Origin of the sequence: Bradyrhizobium sp. WSM1253, assembly GCF_000244935.1 — a bacterium.
Taxonomy (GTDB): Bacteria; Pseudomonadota; Alphaproteobacteria; order Rhizobiales; family Xanthobacteraceae; genus Bradyrhizobium; species Bradyrhizobium canariense.
On sequence record NZ_JH600073.1, the window covers coordinates 1,441,913 to 1,463,048 of the forward strand.

Here is a 21,136-nt window from a genome sequence, read left to right on the forward strand (position 1 = left end):
GCGTCAAGGGGCGAAGGGCGGACGAGGCGGTCATGACGGATAATCCCCCGCCAGCGCGCCGAACAGGATCACGGCCGCCGTCGAGGCCGCCCCGCCCCGCGCAAGTTGCTCGGCAAGTTCCGAAATGGTGGTGCGGACCAACCGCTCATCGGGACGGCCGAGCGATTCGGCAAACACCGCCGGAGTGGTTGGGGAGAGGCCGTGCTCGATCAATTTGACGACAAGCGCCGGGAACGTCCGCCGGCCCATATAGACCACGGTCGTCGCCTCCGGATCGGCCAGCGCCACCCAATTGAGATCTGGCGGCAGCTCGCCGGTGACGTCCGCCCCGGTCACGAACTGCACGCGGCGGGAGGTGTGACGCCGGGTCAGCGGAATGCCGGCTTGCGCGGCGGCGACACAGGCCGAGGTGACGCCGGGAATGATCTCGAAGCCGATGCCCGCTTCGCGCAGCGTCTCGAGCTCCTCCTCGAGCCGGCCAAAGATGCCAGCATCGCCCGACTTCAACCGCACCACGCGCGCGCCCGTTACGGCATAGTCGACCAGCAAGCGGTTGACATGGTGCTGCTTGGTCGAGGGCCGTCCCGCCCGCTTCCCCACCGCGACGAGATTGGCGCCGGGCCGGGCCAGATCGAGGATCGCGCCCGAAGCAAGATCGTCATAGAGCACGACGTCGGCCTCGCGCAGGCGCGCGGCTCCCTTGAGCGTGAGGAGCTCGGGATCGCCGGGGCCGGCGGAGACGAAGGAGACAAAACCGCTCACCGGTCCTCCGCGATCAGATGGAAGAACGCGCCGGTGGCTTGTCCCCGGCGCGAGCCGGTCTCGGCGATGACGGCGCCTGTCGCGTCGTGCACGACCGCCAGCGGCGTGTCGGGCTGCGCGAGGATCGTCGAATAGTGGAATTCATGGCCACGCAGGCGTGCACCCGCCCGATGCCCCGGCATCGGCGCTGTGAGCTCGGCGAGGCGATAGCCCAGATGCATGCGGCGCTTGGCAAAGCTTGTTTCCAGGCCGAGCAGGCCCGTCATCTCGTGGCTGATGCCGTCGGCGTCGGTCAAAGCGGTGCCCAGCACCATATAGCCTCCGCACTCCCCGTGCACCGGGCGCGTTTCGGCGAATGCGCGCAATCCGCTGCGGAAGCGCGCATTGGCCGCGATCTTGCCGGCGTGCAGCTCGGGATAGCCGCCCGGCAGCCAGCACACATCGGCGCCCGGATCAGGGTCCTCATCAGCCAGCGGCGAGAATGTCGATATCTCCGCACCCGCCGCGCGCCACGCTTCCAGCATATGCGGATAGACGAAGGAGAACGCGGCGTCACGGGCCAACGCAATGCGCTGACCGGGCGGCGTCACGTTGACGCCGCTCGCGGCAGGTTGCGGGGACCAGGTGGCGGCCGAACGCAGCACTGCGTCGAGATCGACATGCTCGGCGACAAAGCGCGCAGCCTCGTCGATCAGCTTGCCGATTTCCGCCTGCTCCTCGGCCTGCACCAGCCCGAGATGTCGCTTCGGCAGGCTGATCTCGGCGTGTCGCGGCAGCGCACCGAACACGGCGATGCCGACATCCAGCAGCGCACGGCGCACGAGGGCTTCGTGGCGTGGACTCGCAACGCGATTGAGCACGACGCCTGCGAGGCGAACACCCGCGCGGTAATCGCGAAGGCCTGCGGCGATCGCCGCCGCCGTCTGTGCCTGTCCCGAGGGATCGATCACCAGCAGCACCGGCCAGTCCAGCATCTCTGCAATGTCGGCGGTCGCTCCGGTGCCGCAGACGCCGCGCGCGGCGACGCCGTCGAACAGACCCATCGAGCCTTCGGCCAGCACGACATCGGCGTCAATGCCGCGGCTGACGAGATGCGAGATTGTCCCGCGATCCATCGCCCAGCTGTCGACGTTGACCGAGGCGCGTCCCGTAGCGGCTGCATGAAACGCGGGATCGATGTAATCGGGGCCGCTCTTGAAGCACTGCACCCGCAATCCGCTGTTGCGCCAGGCGCGGGCGAGCGCCAGCGTCAGCGTCGTCTTGCCGACGCCGGAGGCCGGGGCGGAGATGACGAGCCCTGCTGCCATCACGACACCTCCGGAAAGCGCGGCTCGGCGCCGACCGGCCGGTAGCGGCGGTCGTAATCGGCGGCATAGAGACGGCTCTCGGAGAAATCCGCCGAGCCCAGCGTCTTGCCCACCAGGATCAATGCGGTGCGCTCCATCTCGCTGCCGACAGCAGCGTCGAGTGTTGCGAGCGTGGCGCGGACGATGCGCTGGTCGGGCCAGCTCGCACGCCAGACAATCGCGACCGGGCAATCCGCGCCGTAATGCGGCGTCAGCTCGGCGACGACCTTGTCGAGCAGATGGATCGACAGATGGATGGCGAGCACCGCGCCGGTGGCGGCGAAGGCGGCGAGGTTCTCGCCTTCCGGCATCGCGCTGGCGCGGCCCGGCGTGCGCGTCAAAATCACCGTCTGGGCAAGGCCGGGCAGCGTCAGCTCGGCCTCCAGCGCAGCCGCGGCGGCCGAGAAGGAGGGAACACCAGGCGTCACCGTGTAGGGAATGTCGAGCGTGCGCAGGCGGCGAAGCTGCTCACCCATCGCCGACCAGATCGAGAGATCACCGGAATGCAGCCGCGCAACGTCCTTGCCATCAGCATGTGCGGCGGCGATCTCCGCGACGATCTCCTCGAGCGACAGCGGCGCGGTGTTGACGATCCGCGCACCGGGCGGGCAATGCGCCAGCACGCCTTCGGGCACCAGCGAGCCGGCATAGAGGCAAACCGGACAGACGGCGATCAGGTCGCGGCCGCGCAATGTCAGCAAGTCAGGGGCGCCCGGCCCTGCCCCGATGAAATGCACCGTCATGCGCCGTCTCCCTCCGCGATCGCCGCGGTCGCGGTGCGATCCTGCGAGACCACCCGCGTCGCAATCAATCGCGCGCGAGGTCCAGCCACCGCGAGAGCCGCCGCTTCGGCGACCGATCCCGTCCCGAATTTTTCGGCAACGAGTTTTGATTGGGTCGGCGTGTCGATGCCGGCCAGCATTTCGGCGGCGACCGCCTTGATCGGCACGCCGCATTCGCGCGCGAGCTGCTTCAACACCTCCGCGTCGGCCCTGTCGCTGACCGTTGCCAATGCTGCGAGGCCTTCGGGACCGCCGGCCGCCAGAAGCGCCTCATGCAGCGAGGCCAGCGTGACATCCTTTTTGAATCCGAGCCCGGCGACCTTCATCGGACCGCACTCCATTGCACCACGGGCCGCACCGCCTCCCAGGACCGGTAGCGGCCGAGCGGAGTGGCATGCGCAAGCTCGACCCGGATCAAGTCGCCGCCGTGGCGCTGGTGCAGCTCACCCAGCAGCGCTTCCGTCTCCAGCGTCACTGCATGGGCAACCAATCGCGTTCCGGATGCGAGCCGCGACCAGACGGCGTCGAACATCGCGATGTCGAGCCCGCCGCCGATAAACACGGCGTCAGGCCCGTCCAGCGCAGCAAGGGCTTCAGGCGCCTTTCCCGCGATGACTGTGATCCGATGCGCCAACCCGAACGCCGCTGCGTTGTTGCGAATGTTCGCGGCGCGATCCTCGCGCGCCTCGACGGCGATCGCCGTCCCGCCGCTCAGCGCCCACTCGACCGAGATCGAGCCGGAGCCAGCACCAATGTCCCACAGCCGTTCACCGGGACGCGGCGCCAGCGCCGAGAGCGCAAGCGCACGGACCGGACGCTTAGTGATCTGGCCGTCATGGACGAAGAGTTCGTCCGATAGTCCCGAGCTGCGGGGAAGGCCCTGCGCTCCTCTCGCCTCCACGGCCACCGCGACCAGAGTTCCGGCAAGACGGTCTGCGAAGCTATCGGCGCGATGCGCGTCGATACTTTCGCGCGGCCCGCCAAGCGCGGTGAGCGTCCAGAATGCCGAGGCACCCCATCCGCGCGCCGTCAGCCATTTCGCGAGATCGCCGGCCGCCTTCGCGTCGCGCACGAGGCAAATGATGCGTGCACCGTGCGCCAGATGTGGCACGAGGCGCTCGAATGGCGCGGCATGGAGACCAAGACAGGCAATCGCTTCAAGGCGCCAGCCTAGTCGCGCGGCGGCGAGCGAGAATGTCGAGGGAGCCGGATGCGCGATCCATTCGTCGCCATGGAGCTTCTCGGCAAGGCTCGCGCCGGCGCCAAACCAGAACGGATCGCCGGAGGCGAGCACCGCAGTCGGACGGCCGCGGCAGCTCAGCACGACATCTGCATCGAATGGCACCGGCCATGGACGGCCGCACCCGGTTACACCGGCCAGTGCAAGATGCCGTTCACCGCCAAAGACAGTTTCAGCATCATCGAGCGCCTTTCGGCTTGCTTCGGACAGCCCGGCAAGGCCATCTTCGCCGATGCCGATGATGGTCAGCCAGGGATCAGCCATGACACGCGCCCTCATTTTGGGCGGAACGGCCGACGCGAGCCTGCTCGCGGCGGAGATCGCGCGCGCCGGCATCGCTGCCGTGTATTCCTATGGCGGCCGCACCCGCGCACCCGCCGCTCAGCCGTTGCCGACGCGTATTGGCGGTTTTGGCGGCGTGAGCGGTCTTGTCGATTACATCCGCAGCGAGCACATCACGCATGTGATCGACGCGACGCATCCCTTTGCTGCCGAGATGAGCCGCAATGCGGTCGCGGCATGCGCGGAAACCGGCACGCCGCTGATCGCTCTGGAGCGCGCGCCCTGGACCAAAGCGCCCGGCGACGACTGGATCGACATACCTGATATCGACGCCGCGGTCGCCGCACTGCCCGAGGCGCCGGCAAATGTGTTCCTCGCCATCGGCCGCCAGCACATCGCCCCGTTCGCGTCCAAGCCGCAGCACGCCTACACGCTGAGATTCGTCGATCCGCTCGAAGCGCCGCTGCCCTTCGCCGCGGACGTCATCGTGTCGCGTGGGCCGTTCACGCTTGAGGGCGAACTGGAGATGCTGCGCGCGCGAGGCATCACTCGGATCGTCGCCCGCAATTCGGGCGGCGACGGCGCGCGCGCCAAGATCGACGCAGCCCGCAGGCTCGGCCTGCCCGTGATCATGATCGCGCGACCGCAACTGCCGGAACGTTTGCGCGTCGAGAGCGTGGCCGAGATCATGCAGTGGTTCGGTCATCGGGCCTGCCTCGGCGCATAGATCCAGCGGCCGACGCGGCGTGTCTGCGAGTTGCCGACGATCACCAGCGTGCGCATGTCGGCCATCTCAGGCCGGGCTTCGTTCAGCCTGACGGTCTCGATCTTTTCATCGACGGCGCTGATCGCGTGCGCGAAGATCACGAAGCGGTCGCCGCAGCCGGCCTCGTTCAGCACCGCGAGCGCGCGGCCAAACCCCTCCGGCCGGCTCGCCGAGCGCGGATTATACATGGCAATGGCAAAGTCGGCTTCCGCGGCGAGCCGCAGGCGCTTCTCGATCACCGCCCACGGCTTGAGGTTGTCGGAGAGATTGATCGCACAGAAATCATGGCCGAGCGGCGCGCCGGCGCGCGCGGCAGCCGCAAGCATCGCAGTGATGCCGGGCAGCACGCGGATCGGCAGCTCCTGCCATTGCGGCGCCTGTTCGAGCGCCTCGAACACGGCGGAGGCCATCGCGAAGACGCCGGGGTCGCCGGAGGACACGATGACGACTTGCCCGCCTTCGGCCGCGAGCCGCAAGGCCTCGCTCGCGCGCTGTAATTCTTCGCGATTGTCGGAGGGATGCAGCTTGAGTCCCGGTCGCGGCGGCACGCGCGCGACATAGGGCGCGTAGCCCAGAATGTCGGTCGCGGCGGCAAGCGCGGCAGAGACTTCGGGCGTCACCAGCGCGTCGCTGCCCGGCCCGAGCCCCGCGATGGTCAGCGTGCCCGTCATTCGGCGGCGTCCGGATGCCGGCCCTTGCCGTGCACGAGCACGATCGCGAAATAGGGGCAGTCGGCGGCGTCGATCTCGGCGAGCCGCACCACGCGCTCGCCCGGCATGGTGCCGCGCTCGACCAGCCAGGCGTCGTCCAGCCGTCCGGCGGACGCGAGCGCGCGGCGCACCTTTGCGAGATTGCGCCCGGTCTTCATGACCACGAGCGCATCGGAATCGCGCATGCGGCGCTCGAGCTCTGCTTCGGCGAGCGTGCCCATGAGCACCGTCGTCACGTCATCACCGAGCGCGATCGGCTGTCCCACGCCATTCCAGCAGCCGACCATGCCGGGAATGCCGGCGATCACCTCGATCTCGACGCGGCCCTGCAGGCGGGTGTGCAGATGCATGAAAGAGCCGTAGAAGTAGGGATCGCCCTCGCAGAGCACGACCACGTCGACTGCGCGCGCCAGCCGCGCCAGACGTTCCGACCATTCGTCGTAGAAGCCGGCAAGCAGCTGGACATATTCAGGCCTGTCGAAGGCGATCTCGGTCGTAACAGGATATTCCATGGGATATTCGGTGACGTCGGTAGCCAACATGCCCTCGACGATGCGGCGCGCCTGGCCGGGCCGACCCTTCTTGCGAAAATAGGCGACATGCCTGGCGCCGCGCACCGTGCGATCGGCGCGCACGCTCATCATATCGGGATCGCCGGGGCCGAGACCGCAGCAGATGATGCGTCCCATCGCTATTCGCTCCGGCTCGCCAGCGCGTTCACGGCGGCGACCGTGATCGCGGAACCGCCGAGGCGGCCCTCGACCGTCAACGCGGCGACCTTCGGATCGGCCATCAGCGCAGCCTTGGATTCGGCCGCGCCGACAAAGCCGACGGGACAGCCGATGATCGCCGCAGGCCGCGGGCAGTCCCGGTCCTCCAGCATGTTGAGGAGGTGAAACAGCGCGGTCGGCGCGTTGCCGATCGCTACGATCGCGCCGTCGAGATGTGGGCGCCATAGCTCCAGGGCAGCAGCCGAACGAGTGTTGCGCATGGACTGCGCGAGCGCGGGAACGGTCTCGTCGCCCAGCGTGCAGATGACGGCGTTGGCCGCGGGAAGCCGCGCGCGCGTAATTCCTTCGGAGACCATGCGCGCGTCGCACAGGATCGGTGCGCCCTTCTGCAAGGCCGCGCGCGCCGCGACCGCCATGCCTGATGTGAAGCGGATATGCGCTTCGAGGCCGACCATGCCGGCGGCATGGATCATCCGCACCACCACCTGCTCCTCGTCCGGCGTGAAGCGCGCAAGATCGGCTTCAGCCCGGATGGTCGCAAAGGATTGCCGGTAGATCGCCGCGCCGTCGGTCTCGTACGAGTGCGGCATCAGTGCCCTCCCATCAGGATGGAGGGATCTCGGACAATGTCGTCGCGGTTCAGCCCACGCAGGATGGGCTCATCGCGTGTCGACCCGGCGCGCACGAGGTCGAAGCCGGCGCCGGTCGCGACCAGAGTGATGGCGGCGGGACCGGAATGGGCGCAGCCCTTGGCACAGCCGGAGACGTGGAGCCGTGCGGCCGCGCCGATGTTCGGGGCCAGGGCCGCGGCAAGGCCACGCGTATCGGCATGCGCCTCGCGACAGCGTGGCGCGCCGCTGCAGGCGATGACGCGCAGCGCAGGATCGTAGGCCTCGGTGATGAGACCAGTCGCGTTCGGCATGGCGCGCTTGCCTTCGCTCAAAACCATCCGCCATGGCGTCATGCGCAGCGCATGTCCGCAACCGGCGAACTGGTTGAGCGTCGCATGCGCCATCTGCCCGAAGGCGACCCCGACCATCGCACCTTGCGCATAGAGGCCGGGACGCGCCGTGGCCATGATCGGCGCCGGCTCGGCCTCGCCGCGCAATGCCGCCGGCAAGATTGCACCGGCTGAAAGATGCGCCGCCATCCGCCCTCGCCCCCCTCTGGCGCCGCCTGAGGTCACGAACCAGTCGGCGAATGCGAGCGCGGTGGTCACGGCCTCGCCACGCGCGACGGAGCGGCCAAGTTTGTCGCCATCAGCCCGCACCAGCAGGCCGCCGGAACGATCGCGCTCGATCCGCACGTCGGCGGAATCGCCCGCAAGCACGCGTGAAGTGCCGTCATCGATGGCGAAGCCGAACTTGGTTGGAAGTTCGAGCTTGCTGTCAGCGAGCGCCTCCTCGAGCTCGGCGGCGAGCGATTGGGTCGCGTCCCCCGCACGCCAGAACGGCGTCACAAGGATGTTGCGACGGGATTCGGTCTCAGCATCCGGGTCGAGCAGCGCCAGTTGCGCAAGGCCGTCGAGCAGCAGCCTGTGGCTGGTCTCGTTGACGCCTCTGATCTGGAGATTGGCCCGGCTGGTCACGTCGATCAGGCCGTTGCCATGGCGTTCGGCGAGATGGGCCAGTCCGGAGATCTGGGCAGCTTCGAGCCGGCCGCCGAACGGACGCACGCGGACCACGAGCCCGTCGCCCGATTGCATCGGGCGCAGCGCGCCGGGACACCAGCCCTTGACCACGGAAGCGCTCATGACGCCTCCCGCAGCGCAGCCGCAATCGAATTGCGGCGCGTCCGCCAGAGCGAGGCTTCATGCAGGCGCGCGAAACACGTCTCCATCGCAGCGAGTGCCGCCGGATTTTCGCGAGCCATGAAGGCGCGGACGTCGTCATGGCCGAGCGTCGCATCGTAATAGAGGTCGAACAGATGCGGCGGCACGGCGCCGGCCAGATGCGCGAAGGCGGCCATGTGCTCGATCGTTGCGGTGATCTCGGCCGCCCCGCGAAAACCGTGGCGCATCATGCCCGCGATCCAGGCCGGGTTGGCCGCGCGCGCGCGGACGACACGGGAGATTTCCTCGGTCAGCGTACGCGCGTGCGGCTGCTCGGGGCGCGTCGCGTCGAGATGATAGAGCGATGGCCCTGTCGCGCCGAGATGGGCTGCGGCCGCCGCAATGCCGGCCTCATGCGCGGCATAGTCGGCCGCGAGCAGAAGATCGGTTTCCGGCAAATCCTGCACGTGAACAAAAGCATCGGCGGATGCGAGCCGCTTCTCGATGCCGGCACGATCGAGCCTGATCTCGCCGTCCGCCGAGAACGCCCATGACGATGCCGACAGCCAGGCTTCGCCGGCGGCGTGGCGCGTCTCGGGCGTGAAGTCGTCCGGGATTGCCGAGAGGCCGACGCCGTATTGTCCGGGACGCGGGGCGAACACGCGCGATGTGCGATGGCGATATGGATTTTCGTCGCCCTCGTCCTCGCGGGCCGACAGCGCCTCGGCTGCCGCCTCGAACAATTGCGCGAGGCCTGAGAAGACGTCGCGAAACAGGCCCGAGACGCGCAGCGTGACGTCGATGCGGGGCCGGCCAAGCTCGGCAGGCGCGATGATGTCGTAGCCGGTCACACGGCCGGAAGCATGATCCCAGCGCGGTGCGAGGCCGGCCAGATGCAGCGCCATGGCAAACTCCTCGCCCGCGGTGCGCATCGTCGCCGAGCCCCAGAGATCGACGACAAGGCCCTTCGGCCAGTCGCCATGATCCTGCAGATGACGACGGAGTAATTCTTCCGCGAGCTTGATGCCTTGCGCATGCGCGGACGGCGTCGGCACCGCGCGCGGATCGACGGCAAAGAGATTGCGCCCGGTCGGCAGCACGTCCTGACGGCCGCGATACGGTGAGCCTGACGGCCCCGGCGCGACGCGCCGTCCTGCAAGCGCGGCCCGCAACGCGTCGCGTTCCGCTTCACCGCAGGCGCCGCGGCCGAACACGTGCAGGCCGTCGCCGAACTGGCTTTCCTTGAGGTCGCAGACGAAGCGGTCGATCCGCGGGATCGCTTCGGCCGGTGCGGCCGCTGCATCGAGGCCAAGATCGTCTTCGAGGCCAGCCGCGCGTGCCTCGTCGCGGATCGCGGCGATCAGACGCTGGCGGCGGGCGGGATCGAGGCCATCGGCCGTCGAGTACTCGTCGAGGAGCTGTTCGAGCCTGCGCAGCCCGTCCGGCACCGCCGATGCGGCGAGCTGCGGCGGCAGATGGCCGATCGTGACGCCACCCAGGCGCCGCTTGGCCTGCGCGGCTTCGCCGGGATCGTTGACGATGAAGGGATAGATGACGGGCAAATCGCCAATCAGGGCTTCCGGCCAGCACGCCTGCGACAGCGCCACGGATTTTCCGGGCAGCCATTCCAGCGTGCCGTGCGCGCCCATGTGCACGACGGCATCACAGCCCTGCGCTCGGAGCCAGAGATAGAACGCGACATAGGCATGGCGCGGCGTACGGGCGAGATCGTGATACTCGGCATCGCGCCTGGTCGCATCGCCGCGCTCCGGCTGAACCGCGATGATCGACCGGCCGCATGGAATCGCGGCGAAATGGAACGCGCCGTCGCCGCAACCCGGATCGGTCTCCGGCGCGCCCCAGGCTTGCGCGAGATCATCCTGCAGGACTTGCGGAAGGCACGAGAGCGCAGCGCGGTAATCGGCAACGCTCCAGCTCAAGGTCTGCTTGAGCAGCGTCTCACCGAGCGCATGGACCGGATCGACATCGAAGCCGGTCTCCGCGAGGTCGGACGCCAAAGCCTCGACCGAGGCCAACGCATCGAGCCCCACCGCATGCGCGATCTGATGCGGGCGGCCCGGATAGTTCGAGAGCACGAGTGCCATCCGCTTTTCGGCGGCCGGCTTCTCCGCAAGGCGCTGCCAGGCCGCAACGCGCGCGGCCACGGCCTTCACGCGCTCCTCGTCGGGCCTGTGTGCCAGATGCGAAAATTGCAAATCGGGATCGCGCATCGCGGCCGATTTGAAGCTCACCACGCCCGCAAACAGGCGGCCATCGACCTCGGGCAGCACCACATGCATCGCGAGGTCGCCGGGCGACAGGCCGCGGAGCGAGCTCGCCCAGTCCTCGCGCCGTGCCGTGGAGAGCGCGACCTGGAACACCGGGCAGGATGCGGCATCGAACGGCATCGTGCCGTCGTCGCCCATCGCCGAGAACGCCGTCGCATTGACGATCGCGGCCGGAGGATTTTGCGCGAGATACGTGCGCAACCAATCCGCAACGCCCGGGGCCTTCAGCGAGGTGACGAACACACCAAGCGCGTCGAACCCCTTCTCGCGCAGTGCGGCGATCAGGGCATCGACCGGGCCAGTGTCGGCAGCGGTGAGATAGGAGCGATAGAAGGCCACGAGCGCTCGCGGCGTGCCCTCATCCGACGCCGGCGCGGCAATGACGCCGCGCGCCGGATCGTAAATACCCATCTCGGGCACGGTCATCTCGCCGATAACAGGCCCCGCATAGAGGCCCGAAGCCAGCGCAAGCTGCGCGATTGCGGCTTGCGATGCGACGTGGCCGCCGGTGTCGCAGAGCACCTTGAGCCGCCGCAGCGTCGAGACCGGCAGGGTCGAATACGCGTCCAGCCGCGTATCGTCGCGGCCGTCGGCCGGCAGCACGGCCAGCACGATGCCGCGCTCCCTCGCCAGTTGCTGCAGGGCCGCGAGCCCATATGACCAATAGGATTCCCCACCGATCAGACGCACGAGGATGCCGCGCGCCTGCGCCAGCGTGCGCTCGATATAGGTGTCGACCGAGAGCGGGTGACGGAGTTCGGCGAGATTGACGAGCCGTAGCGACGGCAGGCTGTCGCGACCACGGCGCCAACCGGCCGCGAACGCCGCTAGATCGGAATCCGAATACGAGAGCACCACGAGATCGGCCGGGTCCTGGCCGATGTCCCTTGGTATCGCGGTCTCCTCGAGACCGCGGCTCTCGCGGAAGACGACGTGCATCAGATACCTAGTCCCGCCTTGATCGCGGCTTCATCAATGTTTCCGTGCTCGCCGATCACGACGAGCTTTGACTGCCTCGCACCCGCGCCCCAGGGCTTGTCGAACTGGTGGCGCACGCGCTCGCCGACCGCTTGCAGCAAGAGGCGCATCGGCTTGCCTTCCATCGCGATGTAACCCTTGACGCGCAGCACATTCTGCTCGCGCGCCAGCCGCTGAACGGATGCAACCAGCGCGTCGATATCGGTGACCTCGGGAAGATCGATCACGACCGACGCAAAATCGTCGTGCTCATGATCCTCCTCGCCGTCGTGATGCGAGGGACGCGCGGCGAGATCGTTCTCGGCGGCAGCACCGAGGCCGAGGATGAGGCGCGCGTCGATCGCGCCGTCGGTGATCGCCAGCATCGGCACGCGGCGCGGCATCTCGGCGGTGATCGCCGCTTTGGCGGCTTCGAGCCCTGCCGCGCCCGCAAGATCCGCCTTGGTCAGCAGCACGATGTCGGCGCAGGCGATCTGGTCCTCGAACACTTCCGACAGCGGCGTCTCATGGTCGAGATTCTCGTCCGCCGCACGCTGCGCCTCGACGGCGTCAGGATCGGGCGCGAAACGGCCGGCGGCGACAGCTTCGGCGTCGGCGAGCGCGATCACGCCGTCGACCGTGATGCGCGAACGGATCTCCGGCCAGTCGAACGCCTTCAGCAACGGCTTGGGCAGCGCCAGACCCGAGGTCTCGATCAGGATATGATCGGGGCGCACCGGTCGCGACAGCAGCTTCTCCATGGTTGGAATGAAATCGTCGGCGACGGTGCAGCAGATACAGCCATTGGCGAGCTCGATGATGTTCTCTTCCGGGCAATTCGCATCGGCGCAGGATTTCAGAATCTCGCCATCGACGCCCTCGCTGCCGAACTCGTTGACGAGCACCGCGAGCTTCTTGCCGTTGGCGTTGGCAAGCAGGTGCTGGATCAGCGTGGTCTTGCCGGAGCCGAGAAAGCCCGTGACGACCGTGACCGGGACTTTTGCGAGCGAATTCATTCGGCGGCCTCCGGCACGACGGCCAAGGTGAGAATGGGGGGAATGCGGGCAAGCGATTGCTTGCGGAAGATCTCCGGGCGGCTGCGCCAGGGCACGAGGCCATCGGGCGCGGCCGCATAGGCCGCGGCGCCCGCAACCACGTCGCTCGCATGCGCATCCGACAGACGGCCGTAGACATAAGACCAGCGGCCGGGCGCGCTGAGCGCGACCGAGCAACCCTGGTTGCATGCAGACAGGCATTCGACGGGAACCACGGTGACGCCGTCGGGCACACCGGCCTCAAGGATCGCACCATGCAGGCGCTTGCCCGGCGTCGTCTCGCCCTCGCCAAGCGTCTGGCCGGCGCGGCAGGTAATGCAGACATGAAGTGTGACGGTCATCGCTTCTTCCAGAATAAACAGCGGGAAGCGATGAGGCCCACGAACCGTTCTTGCGAAGGTCCGTTTCCCCGTCGCGGAACACCCCGTCCGCCGGTCCAAAATCGTCCGCGCTGGCAGGTCTCCCGGCTTCCGGAGCAGGGTTTCCCCTTCGATCCCCGCCTTCCCGATCCCCTAGGGGTCAGTGGCTTCGGGCATCTCTCCGGTCACGGTCGCGGGGGCGGCTGCATTTTGGAACCAAATCTTGCCGATTCGGACCCTATCGCATTCCCTCTTCGCCTGTCGTAGGACAGGAACCAACGCCGGGTCACCATTTGCCCCCGACCGCCTCTTGTCAAGCCGAAGGACCCCGTCCGATGACGTCAGAACCGGATACCCAGACGGCCGACGAAACCGACGCCCGTCACGCCTCGAAAATGGCGAAGAAGAAGGTCGCCCGCGACAAGATCATGGCGACCAAGAGCGGCGAAAAGGGCCTCATCATCGTCCACACCGGCGCCGGCAAGGGCAAGTCGTCCTCGGCCTTCGGCATGATCGTCCGCTGCGTCGCCCATGGCTTCCCCTGCGCGGTCGTGCAGTTCATCAAGGGCGCCTGGGACACCGGCGAGCGCCGCATGCTCACCGGCCATTTCGGCGACCTCTGCCAATTCCACGCCATGGGCGAGGGTTTTACCTGGGAGACGCAGGACCGCGCCCGCGATATCGCAGCCGCGCGCGCCGGCTGGGAAAAGGCCAAGGAGCTGATCCTCGACCAGAATCTCCGCATGGTCGTGCTCGACGAGATCAACATCGCGCTGCGCTACGACTATCTCGACATCGCCGAAGTCGTCGATTTCCTGGTGACCTCGAAGCCACCGATGACGCATGTCGTGCTCACCGGGCGCAACGCCAAGGACGAGCTGATCGAGATCGCCGATCTCGTCACCGAGATGACGCTGATCAAGCATCCCTTCCGCTCCGGCATCAAGGCGCAAGCCGGCGTCGAGTTCTAAGAAACTCGCGATGGCGCGCGCATTGATGATCCAGGGGGGCGGCTCGGACGTGGGCAAGTCGCTCATCGTCGCCGGCCTCGCGCGCGCCTTTGTGCGACGCGGCCTGCGCGTGCTCCCGTTCAAGCCGCAGAACATGTCGAACAATGCTGCCGTCACGGTCGACGGCGGCGAGATCGGTCGCGCGCAGGCGCTCCAGGCGCTCGCCGCCGGCGTCGAGCCGCACACCGACATGAACCCGGTGCTGCTCAAGCCCGAGACCGATGTCGGCGCGCAGGTGATCGTGCAAGGAAAGCGCATCGCGACCGCGCGTGCGCGCGAATATGCGGCGATGAAGCCGTCATTGATGGCTGCGGTGCTGGAGAGCTTCGAGCGGCTGAAGGCGCGCGCCGATCTCGTGCTGGTGGAAGGCGCCGGCAGTCCGGCCGAGGTGAACCTGCGCAAGGCCGACATCGCCAATATGGGTTTTGCGCGCAAGGCTGGCGTGCCGGTCCTGCTGGTCGGCGACATCGACCGCGGCGGTGTCATCGCGCAACTCGTCGGCATCAAGACGGTGATCGACCCGGATGATGCCGCGATGATCCAGGGATTTGTCATCAACAAGTTCCGCGGCGATCCCACGCTGTTCGACGACGGCTATAAGCTGATCGAAGAAAAGACCGCATGGCGCGGCTTCGGCGTGCTGCCCTGGTTCGCGCGCGCCGGCGAGCTGCCGGCTGAGGATGCGCTGGGCCTGAGCGATGCGCGCAAGCCGGGCCAATGCAAGATCGCCTGTCTCGCGCTGTCGCGGATCGCCAATTTCGACGATCTCGATCCGCTCAAGCTCGAGCCTGGCGTCGATCTCGTGATGGTGCGGCCGGGCGAGGCAATTCCCGGCGATGTGCGCCTCGTCATCATTCCCGGTTCGAAATCCACCCGCGGCGACCTCGCCTTTCTGCGCGCTCAGGGCTGGGACATCGATCTCCTGGCTCATTACCGCAGAGGCGGCCATGTGCTCGGCCTCTGCGGTGGCTATCAGATGCTCGGACGAAGCGTCACTGATCCCGAGGGGATCGAGGGACCCGCGGGCGATACACCGGGTCTCGGACTTCTGGAGGTCGAGACGGTGATGACCCCGCAGAAGACGCTGACGCGTGTCGCGGCCGTGCATGCCGCGACGGATCAGCCGATCGAGGCCTACGAAATCCACATCGGCCGCACCGATGGGCCGGATCGCACGCGGCCATTCGCAAGGCTGAACGGCGAACTGGAAGGCGCGATCTCACGCGACGGACGCGTGCAGGGCAGCTATCTGCACGGCCTGTTCACGTCGGATGATTTCCGCAAGGCGTTCTTGGCGAAGCTCGACATTCCCGCAGGCAACGAGCCCTATCACGCCAGGGTCGAGAGTGCGCTCGATGCGCTTGCTGATCACATCGAGCAACATCTCGACGTCGACGGCCTGCTCGCGCTAGCGCGCTAGCGCCTCGGCCAGGCGCGTCCATTCGGAGTCGCCGCCCGGAAGCCCGAGGCGCAGCCATGTCGGCTCCCGCGCGAACACGCGCGACCAGATATGGCGACGCGCCAGTCTCTCCTGCGCCGCAAGCGCGTCAGGCGTCTCGTAGAGACGAAACAGCTGCGTGCCGCCAACGAGCGTCCAGCCTTGCGACCGCACCATGCCGTCGAGGCGAACGCAGTCTCGCGCCAGCCGCGCGGACGCGGCCTCGGCCCAGGCATCGTCATGCAGAGCGCGGCAACCGATCGCGATCGCCGGTCCCGAGACCGGCCAAGGCCCCGACATCGATGCGAGCCTGGCGATGTCGGAGGAATTGCCGAGCGCGAAGCCGAGCCGCAGGCCGGCAAGGCCGTAAAACTTTCCAAAGGAGCGCAAAATCAGCAGCCCCGGCCGGTCCTCGGATGCAAGCGAAAGCTGCGGTGCCACATCGGCAAAACTCTCGTCGACGACGAGACGGCCGACGCGCGGCAGCAGTGACAGCAAATCCCTTGGTGTGTGGCATCGGCCGTCGGGATTGTTGGGATTGACGACAATGGCGAGGTCCGCGCCCGCCAGTGCGTCGAGCTCCCCGACCTCCTGGACCTCCCAGCCCGCAGCCGAGAGGACCCCGGCATATTCGTTGTAGGTCGGCGCGAGGATGCGCGCGCGGCCGGGCGGCGCGAGTTGCGGCAGCAGTTCAATCGCGGCCTGTGCGCCGCCGAGCGCGACAACCGCCGCGCTCGTGCGGTAAGCGTGCCGCGCCGCCTGATGCAGCGCCTCGATTTCGCCGCGCGAGGGCAACGCGCTCCACGCGCGCGAGCTCACCTCGCCCACGGGATAAGGCAGGCGGTTGATCCCGGTCGACAGATCGATCCAGTCCTCCGCGCGACCGCCGAACCGCTGCTGGGCCTGATCGAGATTTCCACCGTGCTCGCGCATGCGCTGTTCTTTCACGCGAAGGCCAGGATCGCAAGGAGGCCGGCGAGCAGCAGCATGGCGCGGCGGTAGACCGTCAATCCCCGATCGATGTCGGCGGCAAGCGGATCGCGCGCACCTTCATTCAGCCATGGCTCGTTCGTGGTGCTGCCGTGATAGATCCGCGGACCGCTGAGCCGCACACCAAGCGCACCCGCCATCGCTGCTTCCGGCCAGCCGGCATTGGGCGAACGGTGACGGCGTGCATCCCGCGTCATGCAGGACAGCGCCTCTGATCGCCGTGGCGCCAACAGCACGAACAGAAATCCGGTCAGCCGCGCCGGAACGAAATTGGCGACGTCGTCGATGCGCGCCGCGGCCCAGCCGAAAGCTTCGTGGCGTTCGGAGCGATGGCCGATCATGGAGTCCAGCGTGTTGATCGCTTTGTAACCCAAAATGCCGGGAAGACCGAACAGCGCGCCCCAGAACACGGGTGCGACGATCCCGTCGGACGCATTCTCGGCGAGGCTCTCGATCGCCGCGCGCGCGATGCCGGCCTCGTCGAGCGTCAGGGGATCGCGGCCGACGATGCGCGAGACCGCGTCGCGCGCGGCGGCGATGTCACCGGCCCGCATGGGATTTGCGACGGCAGCAACGTGGTCGAGCAACGAGCGCAGCGCGACCAGCGGCCAGGCGAGGACGCCGACCAGCACGACCTGGATCTCCAAGGGAAGCAGGGACTGAAGCGCCCAGCCGAGCGCGACCGAGAGCGCGATCACCGCGAGCGCTCCGGCGAGACCCGCGGCGCGGCGAAATGCCGGCGGATCGGACGGTCGATTCCAGGCGGTGTCGATGGCAGAGATCAGCCGGCCCAGCCAGGTGACGGGATGGCCGATGCGCGCGAACAACCACGACGGCCAGCCCAACAGGGCATCCACCGCCATCGCCACCGCCATCGCACCCGCAAAACCCACACCCGTCTCCTGTCCTGCCCCTGTTGCGCAAAGGGTGGCCGGAGCGCAAGCCCCTGATTGGCGGATTTCGGCTTTGTTTTTGGCCGCGTTTGGTGATTAGTGCTGGGCTACAGGAGACCTTTATGGCCGTCATCTTGATCACGGGCGGAGCGCGATCGGGCAAGAGCAAGCGTGCGGAAATGCGCACGCGCGCCTTTCCTGGGCAGCCGGTCTATGTCGCGACGGCCGAGGCTCTCGATGCCGAAATGGAGGCGCGCATTGCCGGGCATCGCGCGCGCCGCGGAACAGACTGGATCGAACGCGAAGTGCCGCTCGATCTCGTTCCCGCGCTGGTCGCAAGCGACGGCGGCGGCGCGCGGCTCGTCGATTGCCTGACGCTGTGGCTCTCTAACCTCATGCATACGGAGCGCGACTGGGAACGCGAGATCAAGGAGCTTGCCGGTGCCCTGCCCCGGCTGAAAAGCCCCGTCGTTCTCGTGACCAACGAAGTCGGCCTCGGCATCGTCCCCGACAATGCGCTGGCGCGGAGCTTCCGCGACGCCGCCGGGTTCATGAACCAGGCCATCGCGGCCGTCGCCGACGAGGTCGAATTTATCGTCGCCGGCCTACCGATGAAACTGAAATGATGCCGCGCGCCGAATTCTTGCAGGACGTCATCGCCGATCTCAGGATGGCGGCATCGTTCGTGACGATCCTCCCCGTGGCACCGTCGAAGCCCACAGCTGACGGCGCCGTCGCGCGCGCGACCTGGGCCCTTCCGATCGCGGGACTGCTGGTCGGCCTTGCCGGCGCCCTGGTCTACAAGGTCGCGAGCCGGTTCGGTCTGACACCGAACCTTGCCGCCCTGCTCGCGCTGGCCGCGACCGCCCTCATCACCGGCGCGCTGCACGAGGACGGCCTTGCCGATACTGCCGACGGGCTCGGCGGTGGCCGCACGCGCGAGCGCAAGCTCGAGATCATGCGCGACAGCCGGATCGGCACCTATGGCGTCTGCGCGCTGATCCTGTCGTTCGGCCTGCGCTGGAGCGCGCTCGCGGCGATCGCCAATCCGTGGGCCGTCGCGCTCGCGCTGTGCGCTGCGCATACTGCGGCCCGCGCGGGCTTGCCGGCGTTCATGTCGCAGGTCGCACCTGCACGACCTGACGGCTTGTCGGCGAGCGCCGGATCACCGCCGGGCCGCAGCGTTGTGATCGCATTCGCTGTTGGAATCCTCACGCTCACGCTCGCGCTTGGGCCCGGCAAGGCGCTAGTGAGCCTGATCCTGCTCTCCCTCGCCGGCCTGATGCTGGCGCGACTTGCCATCCGCCAGATTGGCGGGCAGACCGGCGACATCCTCGGCGCGTTCGAGCAGACCGGCGAGATTTTGATCCTCCTGGTTGCCGCAGCTTTCCAGATCGGAGGGTGACGCGATGGTCGAATTCGACGACGCCTTCCGCCAGCACTTGCGCGAGCTGTTCGTGTGGCGCCGCGACGTGCGCCGCTTTCGCGCCGATCAGTTGCCTGACGGCGCCATCGATCGCCTGATCGAGACGGCCTGTCTCTCGCCCTCGGTCGGACTCAGCCAGCCCTGGCGCTTCGTCATCGTCGACGACGTCGCGCGGCGTCGCGCCGTGGTCGACGATTTCAAAGCGTGCAACGCCGACGCGCTGAATGCCTATGCCGGTGAGCGCGCGGCGCGCTATGCCACGCTGAAACTCTCGGGTCTCGAACAAGCCCCGGGCCACCTCGCCGTATTTGCGGACAAGGCCAGCGACGTCGGTCACGGCCTCGGCCGCGCGACGATGCCGGAGACGACGGAATATTCCGTGGTCGCGGCGATCACCGCGATGTGGCTGGCCGCGCGCGCCGAGGGCATCGGGCTTGGCTGGGTATCGATCCTCCATCCGGATCGCATCCACACCATTCTCGACGTGCCCGACACCTGGAAATTCATCGCCTATCTCTGCATCGGCTATCCGGAAGTCGAATGCGACCGGCCCGAGCTGGAACAGGCGAAGTGGGAGCAGCGGCGCGGCGCGGAAGAATTCACACTGCGGCGTTAAGCGCGTGCCCCATACGCCCTACGACTTGCTCCTGCCGGCAACCGCCGCAACCGGCGCGGGGCTTTCCTGCTTCTGGAACATCAACAACGGCCGGAGAATGACGCGGCCATAGGCCTCGTAGTGGTGCTGGGTCGAGACCGCCATCTTCAGCGGCGTCGCGTAATTCGCCTCGAACGTCATGAACGAGGCGTAGGTCCAGGAGAAGCCGACGCCGACCGAGCCCAGTTCGGTGATTCCCGGAAACGTCGAGTACACCGCCCCCCAGTCGGTGAAGATGTAAGTGTCGAAACCCCTGAGCCATTGCGACCAGTTGTAGTGCAGCTCGGCGTTGAAATAGTAGCCGCTGTCGCCGGAGGCCGAGTTGGAGGGATAACCGCGCACGGTGGTGGGACCGCCGATCGAGAAGATCTGGTCGCCCGGCAGCAGCTTTTCCTGTGTGTACTGCCAGCTCGCCAGCACGTTGGTGCTGAAATTTGCAGGCCCCGCAGCGCTGGTCGCGAACATCGAGCCGGTATAGGTGTTGAACGCGCGGTTGTTGCCGAGCACGTGGTCTTGCCATGCGATGTAGTTCACCGCAGGCGAAACCGTGATCGAATAGGTATTGCCGGAATTGGTCACCGAGAGGCCGGCCGTGGCCTTGTCGTAATGGTCCTGGGTCACGGCCACCGTTGCGAAGCGGCTGACCGTCTTGCCCTCGGTCTCCGCGGCGTTGAGCAGCACCAGCCAGTTCTGGGTCACCCAGACCGGCTGGCTGAAATTGACCGCGGCCTGGCTCGAGCGTCCGGTGACGTCGAGCGCGACGAACGGTCCCTGAATGATCTTGATCTTGCCTTCGGTATAGCTGACACCGGCGCGGCCGCCCCAGGGATTGACCGGGATGCTGTAGGCGACGTTGCCGTTGAGATTGCCGTCGGAACGGACGCCGTAGAATGTCAGGCGGTCGTCGACGCCGAACAGGCCGTGGCGCTTGTAGAAGGCCCCACCCTCCCAACGCCCGGTATTCTCCGCGCCCTGGTTGTCGGTGAAGAGCTGCAAGGTGTCGACCGGCGGTTCGATCACGGCGAACTGGAGATCGGTCAGGCCGAAGCTCGTGCCGGGCTGCAGCAGCGCCTTGATCTGCACGTCGTTGGTCCGGTTGAACCAGATCACGTCGCGATTGAGTTTCGGAACGTCGAGCACCTCGCCTTCGGGCTCCTTCACGCGCTGAAGGATGTAGTCGGGGCGGGTCTGCTTGTTACCCTCGATGGTCGTCTTTTGGAGCCGGCCTTCGGTCAGCTTGATGCGGACGATGCCGCCCTTGGCATCCTGCTCGGGCAGCGTCGCAATGCCCGTGACGATGCCGCGCTCGGTATAGAGGGCGTTGATGTCGGCGACGAGCTGCAACAGCGAGGCGATGTCGACGTTCTTGCCGACGTACTTCTTCGCGATCTCGTCGAGCTCGGCCGGCGTAATGAACTTGGAGGCGTCGAACTCGACCTTGTGCAGGCGGAATTTCGGCCCGCCCGGCTTCAGGAGCTGGGACTTCTCCCGCTCGCCGCCAATCACCGCCGGCCCGTTGAGCTTGGGCGGCGCGCTCTGCTGTTCGAGCTGCCGGCGTTGCCGGTCGACGTCGTTCTGGATCACGCCGGGATTGATCGACGGAATCTGCGCCCGCGCGGGGACGATGCACGACGCTGCCAGCCCAAGCCCTAACGCTGCCCCCAAAATCCGCATC

General features: G+C 67.4%; 21 protein-coding genes and 1 riboswitch. Of the genes, 6 read left to right on the forward strand and 15 right to left on the reverse strand.

Going from position 1 to position 21,136, the window contains the following annotated elements:
* Nucleotides 1–30 precede the first annotated feature (30 nt).
* Genes cobA through BRA1253DRAFT_RS08720 form a run of 5 tightly spaced genes read right to left on the reverse strand, consistent with a single transcriptional unit; the run spans nt 31 to nt 4,394 of the window.
* Nucleotides 31–762 (reverse strand): uroporphyrinogen-III C-methyltransferase, encoded by a 732-nt coding sequence (gene cobA, locus BRA1253DRAFT_RS08700; protein WP_007593145.1) that lies wholly within the window; start codon nt 760–762, stop codon nt 31–33.
* Entirely contained in the window at nt 759–2,069 is a 1,311-nt protein-coding gene (locus BRA1253DRAFT_RS08705; RefSeq protein ID WP_007593148.1) for a cobyrinate a,c-diamide synthase, read from the reverse strand. Before BRA1253DRAFT_RS08705 ends, cobA begins: the two co-directional genes overlap by 4 nt.
* Nucleotides 2,069–2,851, reverse strand: a complete 783-nt coding sequence (gene cobM / locus BRA1253DRAFT_RS08710) for a precorrin-4 C(11)-methyltransferase (RefSeq protein ID WP_007593150.1) — start codon at nt 2,849–2,851, stop codon at nt 2,069–2,071. The genes BRA1253DRAFT_RS08705 and cobM overlap by 1 nt, the downstream gene beginning before the upstream one ends.
* Nucleotides 2,848–3,216: a cobalamin biosynthesis protein gene (locus BRA1253DRAFT_RS08715; RefSeq protein ID WP_007593152.1), complete on the reverse strand. Its 369-nt coding sequence runs from the start codon at nt 3,214–3,216 to the stop codon at nt 2,848–2,850. Before BRA1253DRAFT_RS08715 ends, cobM begins: the two co-directional genes overlap by 4 nt.
* The gene (locus BRA1253DRAFT_RS08720) at nt 3,213–4,394 is read right to left on the reverse strand and encodes a bifunctional cobalt-precorrin-7 (C(5))-methyltransferase/cobalt-precorrin-6B (C(15))-methyltransferase (RefSeq protein WP_007593154.1); all 1,182 of its coding nucleotides are present in this window, start codon (nt 4,392–4,394) and stop codon (nt 3,213–3,215) included. Before BRA1253DRAFT_RS08720 ends, BRA1253DRAFT_RS08715 begins: the two co-directional genes overlap by 4 nt.
* On the opposite strand from BRA1253DRAFT_RS08720, the gene BRA1253DRAFT_RS08725 reads away from it, so the two are divergent.
* Complete coding sequence (locus BRA1253DRAFT_RS08725; RefSeq protein ID WP_035995036.1) at nt 4,393–5,139, forward strand: cobalt-precorrin-6A reductase; 747 nt, start codon at nt 4,393–4,395, stop codon at nt 5,137–5,139. The genes BRA1253DRAFT_RS08720 and BRA1253DRAFT_RS08725 overlap by 2 nt on opposite strands.
* Here BRA1253DRAFT_RS08725 and cobJ read toward each other — a convergent pair.
* From cobJ to BRA1253DRAFT_RS08760, 7 genes are read right to left on the reverse strand one after another with little or no spacing between them, the layout of a single operon-like run.
* A complete protein-coding gene (gene cobJ / locus BRA1253DRAFT_RS08730; protein ID WP_007593158.1) occupies nt 5,115–5,849 on the reverse strand; it encodes a precorrin-3B C(17)-methyltransferase in 735 nt (244 codons plus the stop codon). The two genes, BRA1253DRAFT_RS08725 and cobJ, sit on opposite strands and share 25 nt — an antisense overlap.
* The gene (locus tag BRA1253DRAFT_RS08735) at nt 5,846–6,577 is read right to left on the reverse strand and encodes a precorrin-2 C(20)-methyltransferase (protein ID WP_007593160.1); all 732 of its coding nucleotides are present in this window, start codon (nt 6,575–6,577) and stop codon (nt 5,846–5,848) included. The genes cobJ and BRA1253DRAFT_RS08735 overlap by 4 nt, the downstream gene beginning before the upstream one ends.
* Before the next feature lie 2 nt (nt 6,578–6,579).
* Nucleotides 6,580–7,209: a precorrin-8X methylmutase gene (locus tag BRA1253DRAFT_RS08740; RefSeq protein WP_007593162.1), complete on the reverse strand. Its 630-nt coding sequence runs from the start codon at nt 7,207–7,209 to the stop codon at nt 6,580–6,582.
* Nucleotides 7,209–8,372 (reverse strand): precorrin-3B synthase, encoded by a 1,164-nt coding sequence (gene cobG, locus BRA1253DRAFT_RS08745; RefSeq protein ID WP_007593163.1) that lies wholly within the window; start codon nt 8,370–8,372, stop codon nt 7,209–7,211. The genes BRA1253DRAFT_RS08740 and cobG overlap by 1 nt, the downstream gene beginning before the upstream one ends.
* A complete protein-coding gene (gene cobN, locus BRA1253DRAFT_RS08750; protein ID WP_007593164.1) occupies nt 8,369–11,617 on the reverse strand; it encodes a cobaltochelatase subunit CobN in 3,249 nt (1,082 codons plus the stop codon). The genes cobG and cobN overlap by 4 nt, the downstream gene beginning before the upstream one ends.
* A complete protein-coding gene (gene cobW / locus BRA1253DRAFT_RS08755) occupies nt 11,617–12,651 on the reverse strand; it encodes a cobalamin biosynthesis protein CobW (RefSeq protein WP_007593165.1) in 1,035 nt (344 codons plus the stop codon). The genes cobN and cobW overlap by 1 nt, the downstream gene beginning before the upstream one ends.
* The gene (locus BRA1253DRAFT_RS08760) at nt 12,648–13,031 is read right to left on the reverse strand and encodes a DUF1636 domain-containing protein (protein ID WP_007593166.1); all 384 of its coding nucleotides are present in this window, start codon (nt 13,029–13,031) and stop codon (nt 12,648–12,650) included. Before BRA1253DRAFT_RS08760 ends, cobW begins: the two co-directional genes overlap by 4 nt.
* Nucleotides 13,032–13,125: 94 nt before the next feature.
* A riboswitch (cobalamin riboswitch) is annotated at nt 13,126–13,344 on the reverse strand.
* Nucleotides 13,345–13,384: 40 nt separating this feature from the next.
* Here BRA1253DRAFT_RS08760 and cobO point away from each other — a divergent pair.
* Together cobO and BRA1253DRAFT_RS08770 are read left to right on the forward strand one after the other, a co-directional pair.
* Nucleotides 13,385–14,020 (forward strand): cob(I)yrinic acid a,c-diamide adenosyltransferase, encoded by a 636-nt coding sequence (gene cobO / locus BRA1253DRAFT_RS08765; RefSeq protein WP_007593167.1) that lies wholly within the window; start codon nt 13,385–13,387, stop codon nt 14,018–14,020.
* Nucleotides 14,021–14,030: 10 nt separating this feature from the next.
* Entirely contained in the window at nt 14,031–15,479 is a 1,449-nt protein-coding gene (locus BRA1253DRAFT_RS08770) for a cobyric acid synthase (RefSeq protein WP_035993045.1), read from the forward strand.
* Here BRA1253DRAFT_RS08770 and cobD read toward each other — a convergent pair.
* Together cobD and cbiB are read right to left on the reverse strand one after the other, a co-directional pair.
* Entirely contained in the window at nt 15,468–16,430 is a 963-nt protein-coding gene (gene cobD / locus BRA1253DRAFT_RS08775; protein WP_007593170.1) for a threonine-phosphate decarboxylase CobD, read from the reverse strand. The genes BRA1253DRAFT_RS08770 and cobD overlap by 12 nt on opposite strands.
* An 11-nt stretch (nt 16,431–16,441) precedes the next feature.
* Nucleotides 16,442–17,380, reverse strand: coding sequence for an adenosylcobinamide-phosphate synthase CbiB (gene cbiB, locus BRA1253DRAFT_RS08780; RefSeq protein ID WP_007593171.1), 939 nt, complete (start codon nt 17,378–17,380; stop codon nt 16,442–16,444).
* A gap of 122 nt (nt 17,381–17,502) precedes the next feature.
* Between cbiB and cobU the strand changes: the two genes are divergently transcribed.
* From cobU to bluB, 3 genes are read left to right on the forward strand one after another with little or no spacing between them, the layout of a single operon-like run.
* Entirely contained in the window at nt 17,503–18,006 is a 504-nt protein-coding gene (gene cobU / locus BRA1253DRAFT_RS08785; protein ID WP_007593173.1) for a bifunctional adenosylcobinamide kinase/adenosylcobinamide-phosphate guanylyltransferase, read from the forward strand.
* Nucleotides 18,003–18,785: an adenosylcobinamide-GDP ribazoletransferase gene (gene cobS, locus BRA1253DRAFT_RS08790; RefSeq protein WP_007593175.1), complete on the forward strand. Its 783-nt coding sequence runs from the start codon at nt 18,003–18,005 to the stop codon at nt 18,783–18,785. Before cobU ends, cobS begins: the two co-directional genes overlap by 4 nt.
* A 4-nt stretch (nt 18,786–18,789) precedes the next feature.
* Nucleotides 18,790–19,422 carry a 5,6-dimethylbenzimidazole synthase gene (gene bluB, locus BRA1253DRAFT_RS08795; RefSeq protein ID WP_007593177.1) on the forward strand — a complete coding sequence of 211 codons (633 nt, stop codon included), beginning with the start codon at nt 18,790–18,792 and terminating at the stop codon, nt 19,420–19,422.
* Between the two features lie 18 nt (nt 19,423–19,440).
* Here bluB and BRA1253DRAFT_RS08800 read toward each other — a convergent pair whose 3' ends face one another.
* Nucleotides 19,441–21,135, reverse strand: a complete 1,695-nt coding sequence (locus BRA1253DRAFT_RS08800) for a ShlB/FhaC/HecB family hemolysin secretion/activation protein (RefSeq protein ID WP_007593178.1) — start codon at nt 21,133–21,135, stop codon at nt 19,441–19,443.
* Nucleotide 21,136 lies beyond the last annotated feature (1 nt).

What these genes read in the sequence shown, in the direction of transcription:
- BRA1253DRAFT_RS08705 (WP_007593148.1), bottom strand. Translation starts at nt 2,069, where the DNA reads ATGGCAGCAGGGCTCGTCATCTCCGCCCCGGCCTCCGGCGTCGGCAAG.
- cobM (WP_007593150.1), bottom strand. Translation starts at nt 2,851, where the DNA reads ATGACGGTGCATTTCATCGGGGCAGGGCCGGGCGCCCCTGACTTGCTG.
- BRA1253DRAFT_RS08715 (WP_007593152.1), bottom strand. Translation starts at nt 3,216, where the DNA reads ATGAAGGTCGCCGGGCTCGGATTCAAAAAGGATGTCACGCTGGCCTCG.
- BRA1253DRAFT_RS08725 (WP_035995036.1), top strand. Translation starts at nt 4,393, where the DNA reads ATGACACGCGCCCTCATTTTGGGCGGAACGGCCGACGCGAGCCTGCTC.
- BRA1253DRAFT_RS08720 (WP_007593154.1), bottom strand. Translation starts at nt 4,394, where the DNA reads ATGGCTGATCCCTGGCTGACCATCATCGGCATCGGCGAAGATGGCCTT.
- cobJ (WP_007593158.1), bottom strand. Translation starts at nt 5,849, where the DNA reads ATGACGGGCACGCTGACCATCGCGGGGCTCGGGCCGGGCAGCGACGCG.
- BRA1253DRAFT_RS08735 (WP_007593160.1), bottom strand. Translation starts at nt 6,577, where the DNA reads ATGGGACGCATCATCTGCTGCGGTCTCGGCCCCGGCGATCCCGATATG.
- BRA1253DRAFT_RS08740 (WP_007593162.1), bottom strand. Translation starts at nt 7,209, where the DNA reads ATGCCGCACTCGTACGAGACCGACGGCGCGGCGATCTACCGGCAATCC.
- cobG (WP_007593163.1), bottom strand. Translation starts at nt 8,372, where the DNA reads ATGAGCGCTTCCGTGGTCAAGGGCTGGTGTCCCGGCGCGCTGCGCCCG.
- cobN (WP_007593164.1), bottom strand. Translation starts at nt 11,617, where the DNA reads ATGCACGTCGTCTTCCGCGAGAGCCGCGGTCTCGAGGAGACCGCGATA.
- cobW (WP_007593165.1), bottom strand. Translation starts at nt 12,651, where the DNA reads ATGAATTCGCTCGCAAAAGTCCCGGTCACGGTCGTCACGGGCTTTCTC.
- BRA1253DRAFT_RS08760 (WP_007593166.1), bottom strand. Translation starts at nt 13,031, where the DNA reads ATGACCGTCACACTTCATGTCTGCATTACCTGCCGCGCCGGCCAGACG.
- cobO (WP_007593167.1), top strand. Translation starts at nt 13,385, where the DNA reads ATGACGTCAGAACCGGATACCCAGACGGCCGACGAAACCGACGCCCGT.
- BRA1253DRAFT_RS08770 (WP_035993045.1), top strand. Translation starts at nt 14,031, where the DNA reads ATGGCGCGCGCATTGATGATCCAGGGGGGCGGCTCGGACGTGGGCAAG.
- cobD (WP_007593170.1), bottom strand. Translation starts at nt 16,430, where the DNA reads ATGCGCGAGCACGGTGGAAATCTCGATCAGGCCCAGCAGCGGTTCGGC.
- cobU (WP_007593173.1), top strand. Translation starts at nt 17,503, where the DNA reads ATGGCCGTCATCTTGATCACGGGCGGAGCGCGATCGGGCAAGAGCAAG.
- cobS (WP_007593175.1), top strand. Translation starts at nt 18,003, where the DNA reads ATGATGCCGCGCGCCGAATTCTTGCAGGACGTCATCGCCGATCTCAGG.
- bluB (WP_007593177.1), top strand. Translation starts at nt 18,790, where the DNA reads ATGGTCGAATTCGACGACGCCTTCCGCCAGCACTTGCGCGAGCTGTTC.
- BRA1253DRAFT_RS08800 (WP_007593178.1), bottom strand. Translation starts at nt 21,135, where the DNA reads ATGCGGATTTTGGGGGCAGCGTTAGGGCTTGGGCTGGCAGCGTCGTGC.